The following is a 7,913-nucleotide window of genomic DNA, read 5'->3' on the forward strand; positions in this document are numbered from 1 at the left end:
TATTAATTCGTTATTTTTTTACAGCTTCTTTAAACTTATCGCCACGATCAAATTCATTGGCAAAAAGACCAAAACTTGCAGCACCAGGAGAAAGAAGAACAATATCGTTTTTTTGTGCTTTTTTTCGAGCAATTGAAACTGCTTCTTCCATTGAATTAACAACTTCAAATAAATCAACTAGACCCTTTTCTGAAATATCATTGATTTCATTTATAATTTTTTCTGTTGCGTTTCCTTTTAGTAAAACCAGATATTTTGTTTTTTCAATAATTTTCTTTGCAAATTTTTTAAAATCAAGATTTTTGTCTGTTCCTCCTGCGATAAGAATGACTGGCTGACTAAAAGATTCCAACGCCAATATTGCAGCATCAGGAATAGTAGCCGCAGTATCATTGTAATATTTTATTCCGTTTGACTCTAAAACAAATTCTAAACGATGTTCGGTTCCTTTAAGTTTAGGCAATGCTTTTTTGATTTCTGGCACAGAAATTCCGTATGCATAAACAGCTCCTATGGCCGCCATTACATTACTAAGATTATGCTTGCCTAAAATATTGATTTTTTCTGTAGAAATAATTCTTTTTATATCTACTCCATCGTTCAAAAAAATAATATTATCTTCAATAAAAACAGAGGGGCTATATTTTATTGGTGAATATGAGAAACTTATAATTTGACTTTTATTTTCTTTGACCATTTCATGAATCTGCTGGTCATCGCCATTTATAATCAGCCAGTCTTTTGTATTTTGATTGGAAAAAATATATTGCTTATCTTCAATATACTTTTCCATTGTTTTGTAATAATTGAGATGATCGATAAAAATGTTTGTGATTACTGCAATATGCGGACTTACTTTTTCTCTGCCAAGAGCAGAAAGTCTCCAGCTTGAAAGTTCAAAAACAGGGATAGAATCTTTTTCTAACTTTTCAAGCCTGTCCATAACAGAAATCTGACCAATCCCCACTTTTATAGGATTCTTTCCAGCCGACTTAAGAATGTCGTATATAATTTTTGAAGTTGTTGTTTTGCCTTTGCTTCCTGTCACTCCAATTATCTTATTTTTGCATAACTTAAAAAACAGACCTGAATCCATTTCAACAGGAATATTGTTTTCAAGAGCTATTTTGATATGTTTTTCATTCCAAGGAACAGCAGGATTTTTAATCACCATATCAACTTTTGTAAAATCTTCATTTCTGTGATGCCCAAGAATAAAGTGAACATTTTTCACGCCTTTTAATTTTTCCAGTGAAGATTCCAGATGCTCCTTGGTTTTTATATCAGTCGCAATTACTTTTGCTCCATGATCTGACAAAAATTTTATCATACCAACACTTCCGCCATGCAATCCGATTCCCATGACAGTAATTTTTTTATCTTTGAAAAAAGAAGCATCCATAGTCTGTATTTTTAGAATTCAAAAAAAGATGATTTTCTTTTAATAACTTCGCCTGACCTCATGCTAGTCATAATTCCATTTTTAATAATAGGTTTTCCATTAATAATAACCCAGTCTATGCCTTGTGAATATTTATAAGGATTTTCAATTGTTGCCATATCGCGGATTAAGTTTGGATCAAAAACGACTATATCAGCATAATTTTTTTCTTTAATTATGCCTCGTTTTTTTATTTTAAACTTTTCGGCAGGCAGACCACTCATTTTATAAACAGCTTCTTCCCAGCTAATAATTTCTTTTTTTCTTACGTAGTTTGCAAATATCCTTGGAAAAGTACCAAAACTTCTAGGGTGCACAAGCTCACCTGTTTTACTATGTTCAATTTTATATCCAGAACCATTGGATGAAATTATTGAAAAAGGATTCATGATGCATTTATCAATATTTTCTTCGCTTAGAAGTTCAATCATTGTTATTACACGCCCTTCACTTGCAATAAGCAAATCGATAATAACTTCCTCTACGCTTTTTTCTTGAGCTTTTGCAATCTCTGAGATTTTTTTATGGTTGAGCGTTTTATCTATATTAGAAACGGAAATTATTATTTTTGAATAATCAAATTCGCTTTCTTTCATTTCTTTTATAATACTTTCCCTATTATTTGGGTCTTTTAGCCTGGAAATCATCATATTGCGACCGCCTTCTGTTGCCCAGTCAGGAAGCAATATATAAAGAACATTGCCAGTCACAGTATAAGGATAAACATCAAAATTAACATCTATTCCTTCTTTACGGGCTTTTTCAATAACATTCAGAGCTTTTCCCATAATATTCCAATTTCTCATGCCCACAGCTTTTAAGTGAGAAATTTGCAGACGTACCCCTGTAACTCTAGCGACACCTATAGCTTCTTCTATTGAATTAAGAAGTTCATGACCCTCTCCCCTAATGTGTGTAGCGTAAACTCCATCATATTTCTTTACAACTTCTGCTAATTCTTCAATTTCAAGCGAAGACGCCAGTTTTGCGTGCGTATAAACCAGACCAGTAGACAAGCCTAGAGCTCCTTCTTTCATCGCCTGCTCAAGCATTTTTTTCATAGTTTCCATTTCAACAGAGTTAATGTCGCGAACTTCATCACCTACCAATCCTCTACGAAGCGTTTCATGGCCAACTAAACTACCGAAATTTAAAGATATATTTTTTTTGCTTACTTCCTCCAGAAAATCTTTCATGCTAACCCAATTAAAACTGATCTTTTTTATATCCGCCCATTTTTGGATAGATTTCATAACATGGTGATCAACAAGCGGAGCTATAGATGATCCACAATTCCCACCAACAATAGTCGTTATTCCTTGATAAATAAGACTTTCTAGTGCTGGATCAGAAAAAATTCTCCAATAAGTATCAGAATGGTTATTGATATCAATAAAACCCGGCGTAACATATCTTTTAGTAGCATCAATTTCTATCTCAGTACATTCATTTTTTAGATCGCCGATGTAAGTTATTACGCCTTCTTGTATGCCTATATCAGCTCGGTACATTGGCTTGCCGCTTCCATCTATAATAGTTCCATTTTTTATTATTATATCGTACATAATTTTATTTTTTATATTGTATTTTTTACAAAACTTGCTTTAATTATAACATTTTTTAAAGCCAATTAGCAAACAATCAATGTCTTATTGAAAATAAAAAAATTCCCGCTCCAAGCAGGAATTTATTGCTGTGTATTCTATAACCATCCTTTAATTTTTAGCCCTTCCCTGGCAGCTTCACGCTGAGCTTCTTGCTTTGAATTACCACTGCCTTCTGCTATAAGTTTATCACCAAGAAAAACTCCCACAACAAAATGCTTGTCATGATCAGGACCCCAATCCTTGATAACCTTATAAATTGGCGTTATTTTATTATTTTCCTGTGCCTTTTCCTGAAAATAACTTTTTGGATCAAGATAGAGTTTTTTATCCAGTATTCCTTGGAGTTTTTTAGCGACATTATTTAAAACAAACTTTCTAACACTTTCATAACCCTGGTCAAGATAGATAGCACCAATAATTGCTTCCAGTGCATTGGCTAGCAAATATTGTCTAGCACGTCCAGTATCCTTGGCTTCTCCCCGACTCATTAATAAATATTTTTCTACTTCAAGTTCTTTAGCTATCTGCGCCAGCATTTCACCATTGACTAAAGCACTTCTCCAGCTTGTAAGTTCGCCTTCCGGATTTGAGTAATTTTTATAAAGATACTCAGTTATGATAAGTTCTAAAACAGCATCACCCAAAAACTCCAGCCGTTCATTATGATCGAGTTCGTAATTCCTGTTTTCATTCAAATAAGAACGATGAGTTGTTGCCTGCTTAAGCAATTCAATATTATTGAATTTAATTGCGATTTTCTTAGCTAAACTTTCTATCATAAAAAGTGTAAAACTCGAAATTCAACGCACGAAATAATAAATCTTAATATTTAACATTTCGAATTTAGAATTTCGGATTTTAATCATTAATTATTATAATAAAAATCTATTTTTCTTCTTTTTCAATGTCACTCTTTTTGTGATTTTTAGAAGTATCATCTTTCATAGGCTCTCCCATCTCTCGATAGATTGTTCCTAAAACACCATTCACAAATCGTGCGCTATTTTCACCACCAAAATTTTTTGCAAGTTCTATAGCCTCATTTATAGCAACCTTAGGAGGCACTTCTTCATAATTGCCATGCATAAGTTCATAAATACCCAAACGTAAAACATTGCGATCTATTATAGCAACTTGATCTAATGGCCATTCGGGAGCACATTTTTCTATGATAGCATCTATATCAGACAAATTTTGCATGGTTCCCTTTACCAGAGAAGTGACAAAATCGTATTGATCTATACCAGGAGCAAATTCTTTAACATTACGGTCTATAATATCGTCAATATTATCATTATTTCCTCCCTGAAAATCCCACTCAAAAAGAGATTGCATCGCAATTGAACGTTGAAGGTGCCGATTTGCCATTTTTATTTTAAAATTATTTCTTTTTATTAACTTTTTTAAGAGTATTGACAACTTCTTTACCCTTATAAAATCCGCAGAAACTGCAGGCCTTGTGAGGAAGCTTTGCTTTATTACACTTTGGACAAGTTATTGTTTTTACTATTTTAGTTTTAAAACGATCTCTTTTGGCATCCCGTCTCTGTTTTGTGTGCCTTTGTTTTGGTACAGACATTTTTTTATATAATAAATTATTACAAATCTTGAACCATAATAACACACATTTTTCCTATTAGCAAGATTAGGAATATTTTTAAATATTAGGATAAGTAGATGTTTCTTTTTTTGAATTTATATTAATTAAAATACCAATACTGATTAAAAGAGTTATCATTGAGCTTCCGCCATAACTCAAAAGGGGCAATGGGATGCCAGTAACCGGCATAATACCTATATTCATGCCTATATTTTCAAAAATTTGTACAAAAAACATAGACATGATGCCAACAACTATCAGGAAACTGAAATTATCAGGCGCATTTAGTGCAATAGTTCTCATTCTTGAAAAAATTATAAAATACAAACCTAAAATAAAAAATGACCCCAAAAGTCCCAGCTCTTCAGCAATAGAAGCAAAGATAAAATCAGTATGCTTCTCAGGTAAAAAATTTAACTGCGATTGTGATCCGTGACCTATTCCTTTGCCTATTAAACCGCCAGATCCGACTGAAATCATTGATTGAATAACGTTATATCCGCTTCCTCGTGGATCTACTACGCCCGATTTTACTAAACCATAAATCCTATCTTTTTGATATGTTTGCAATTGAAACCACCCTAAAACTGATAATATTATTCCAAATAATATTATAATAAGGATTTTCCTTGCACTTATACCGGAAACAGCAGTCATGCTGATCCATATAGCAACAAGAACCATGGCGCTTCCGAAATCTGGTTGTTTTATTACTAAGATAAACATTATCCCGCAAAGAATTAATGATGCAATAAGCCTTCCTGTTTCACCTAGTTCCATTTTCTTCTGCGAAATAAAACTGGCTAGAAAAATAATAAGTGAAATTTTTGCAATTTCTACCGGCTGAACATGAAAAGATCCTATGCCTATCCATCCTGCTGTGCCCCTTACTGTAATTCCAAAAATTAAGACTGCCACTAATATAATTAGCGTAAAAAAATAAATCAGCGTGCTTTTTGATTTTAGAATTTGATAATCAAAAAAAGCGAAAAAAAACATGCATGTGATTCCTATAAAAACAAACATTATTTGCCGCCAAAAAATATTCAGACTTCCTCCACTGGGGATAAACATAGAGATACTATAAAGTACAACTAAGCCTATCGCCAGCAAAAGGAATGTTGAAAATATAAGTATTGGATCTATTTTCAGCAATTTATTTATCATAGGCAATATTCTACATTTAAAATACAGAAAAAAATAATTATGGGTTATTTATTTTAAAGCATTTATATAATTATCGGGAAACAGAAAAATTCTCAGAATCAAAAACATTTATTTGAGGATCAACCTCTATATTTTGTATATTTCCTTGCAATAAATAGGGCCAGCTTACGCTAAATTTTTGCTCTTCCTTTGCACGTACAGAATCTCTTTGAGTTGTATTTATGCCAATTATATTACCATTTTCATCACGAATAACTATTGTGGCGTCTATTTTTTTAAAATCATACCCACTTTCGTTTCTGATTAATCCCTCAACTTGACTGCTATTAGGGGTTGGGGCAGCACCAAATTTTTTACTATATACTCCAATTTGAGGCTTACCAATTTTTGATAACTTTTCCCACTGGGTGTCACTTATCTCAACACTCACATCTTTAGGAATTTCATCATTCTCTGTTTTTAAATTTAACACTGCTAAATATCTGGTATCTGACGGAAGGATAAAACTGTATCCTTCTTGAGTTTTTATGGTTAATCCAGATTTATCTTTTAAAGTAAAGATGTATCTGAATGATTTCGCTCCCATAGATTCATTTGGATTATATATTTTTGCAACAACATCATAGACATCATTGCCTCCATAAGCGAAGGCAACTTCATCAATAATCAAATCTTCTATTTGAGCAACATCCTTGCATGGAGAACATGGTCCGCCACAATCAATTCCTTTTTCTCCTTGATTTTGTATTTTATCAGAACAGGTCGCTGCTGGAGAAAATAATAGATAAGAAATAAAGACAATCACAACAAAAACAACCAAATAACCCGCTATAATTTTAATCCTTTTTTTTATTATTTCTGAGTTTTCCATATTATTTTTTTTGGTTAGTTATTATTATAAGTATATTTTATTGCCATAAAAAAACAAGACCTGCTATTTAAAATTAAGAATTAAAATAATTTTTTACCAAACAAAAAATCCCGCTTAAGCGGGAAGTTTACCTCAAATGGAAACCAAAATTCTCGGCACTGACCTACTCTCCCTCATGGAGGTACCATCGGCGCTGAAGTGCTTAACTGCTCTGTTCGGGATGGGAAGAGGTGTTACCACTTCGCTAGAAGCACCGAGAATTTTGGTTTCCAAATTTTCAATAAGTAACTCTTAACCACTAACCATAAAAATAAGAAAGATTAATGAATCTATTAGTACTTCTTGGCTCAACTCCTTACGAAGCTTACACCTAAAGCCTATCAACCTAGTCTTCTTCTAGGAGATCCTCGTATAATAAATTATACGTAATATCTAATCTTGGGATGAGCTTCCCGCTTAGATGCTTTCAGCGGTTATCTCGTCCAAACATAGCTACTCGGCAGTGGACCTGGCGGTCCAGCCGATACACCAGAGGTTTGTTCTTTCCGGTCCTCTCGTACTAGGAAAGAGTTCCCTCAAATATTCACGCCTACAGCAGATAGGGACCAACCTGTCTCACGACGGTTTGAACCCAGCTCGCGTACCGCTTTAATTGGCGAACAGCCAAACCCTTGGGACCTTCTCCAGCCCCAGGATGCGATGAGCCGACATCGAGGTGCCAAACCCTTCCGTCGATATGGACTCTTGGGAAGGATCAGCCTGTTATCCCCGGGGTAACTTTTATCTGATGATCTTCTGCGCATCTACATGCGACAGTCGGTTCACTAAATTCCACTTTCGTGACTGATTGACTTATGTGTCTTGCAGTAAAGCTGGTTTGTACTTTTGCGCTATCAGTCCGATTTCCATCCGGACCTAACCAACCTTTGTAAACGCCTCCGTTGCCATTTAGGAGGCGACCGCCCCAGTCAAACTACCCACCAGGCACTGTTCCCGCTCCGGATATGAGATTCAAACACAAGCAATGCTGAAATTTATAGATTGCGGTTTGAAACTCATAACGGAGCAGGGTTAGAATTAAAACTTTGATAGAGTGGTATTACACTGTCGACTCCATCCTGACCGAAATCAGGATATCAAAGTCTCCCACCTATTCTAGGCAACCAAAATTCCAATCCAATACCAAGTTGTAGTAAAGCTCCACGGGGTCTTTTCGTCTTGCTGTAG

General features: G+C 34.3%; 7 protein-coding genes and 2 rRNA genes. All 9 read right to left on the reverse strand.

Translation table 11 applies throughout. From position 1 onward, the window contains the following. Positions 1–10 precede the first annotated feature (10 nt). A complete protein-coding gene (gene murD / locus PLR68_01740; protein HOW60461.1) occupies positions 11–1,402 on the reverse strand; it encodes a UDP-N-acetylmuramoyl-L-alanine--D-glutamate ligase in 1,392 nt (463 codons plus the stop codon). Between the two features lie 11 nt (positions 1,403–1,413). Then, positions 1,414–3,009: a D-aminoacylase gene (locus tag PLR68_01745; GenBank protein ID HOW60462.1), complete on the reverse strand. Its 1,596-nt coding sequence runs from the start codon at positions 3,007–3,009 to the stop codon at positions 1,414–1,416. A 134-nt stretch (positions 3,010–3,143) separates the two neighbouring features. Continuing rightward, positions 3,144–3,827 (reverse strand): ribonuclease III, encoded by a 684-nt coding sequence (rnc, locus tag PLR68_01750; protein HOW60463.1) that lies wholly within the window; start codon positions 3,825–3,827, stop codon positions 3,144–3,146. A gap of 106 nt (positions 3,828–3,933) precedes the next feature. After that, positions 3,934–4,416, reverse strand: a complete 483-nt coding sequence (gene nusB / locus PLR68_01755) for a transcription antitermination factor NusB (protein HOW60464.1) — start codon at positions 4,414–4,416, stop codon at positions 3,934–3,936. A gap of 13 nt (positions 4,417–4,429) precedes the next feature. After that, positions 4,430–4,627: a 50S ribosomal protein L32 gene (rpmF, locus tag PLR68_01760; GenBank protein HOW60465.1), complete on the reverse strand. Its 198-nt coding sequence runs from the start codon at positions 4,625–4,627 to the stop codon at positions 4,430–4,432. Positions 4,628–4,705: 78 nt separating this feature from the next. Next, positions 4,706–5,815 (reverse strand): rod shape-determining protein RodA, encoded by a 1,110-nt coding sequence (gene rodA / locus PLR68_01765; protein HOW60466.1) that lies wholly within the window; start codon positions 5,813–5,815, stop codon positions 4,706–4,708. Positions 5,816–5,885: 70 nt separating this feature from the next. Further along, positions 5,886–6,686, reverse strand: a complete 801-nt coding sequence (locus PLR68_01770; protein HOW60467.1) for an FxLYD domain-containing protein — start codon at positions 6,684–6,686, stop codon at positions 5,886–5,888. Positions 6,687–6,836: 150 nt separating this feature from the next. Continuing rightward, positions 6,837–6,944, reverse strand: a 5S ribosomal RNA gene (gene rrf / locus PLR68_01775). A 52-nt stretch (positions 6,945–6,996) separates the two neighbouring features. Further along, positions 6,997–7,913: ribosomal RNA gene (locus PLR68_01780) — 23S ribosomal RNA — on the reverse strand; the annotation flags it as partial.

The organism is Candidatus Moraniibacteriota bacterium (genome assembly GCA_035390125.1).
Taxonomy (GTDB): domain Bacteria; phylum Patescibacteriota; class Minisyncoccia; order Moranbacterales; family GWC2-37-73; genus DAOOTD01.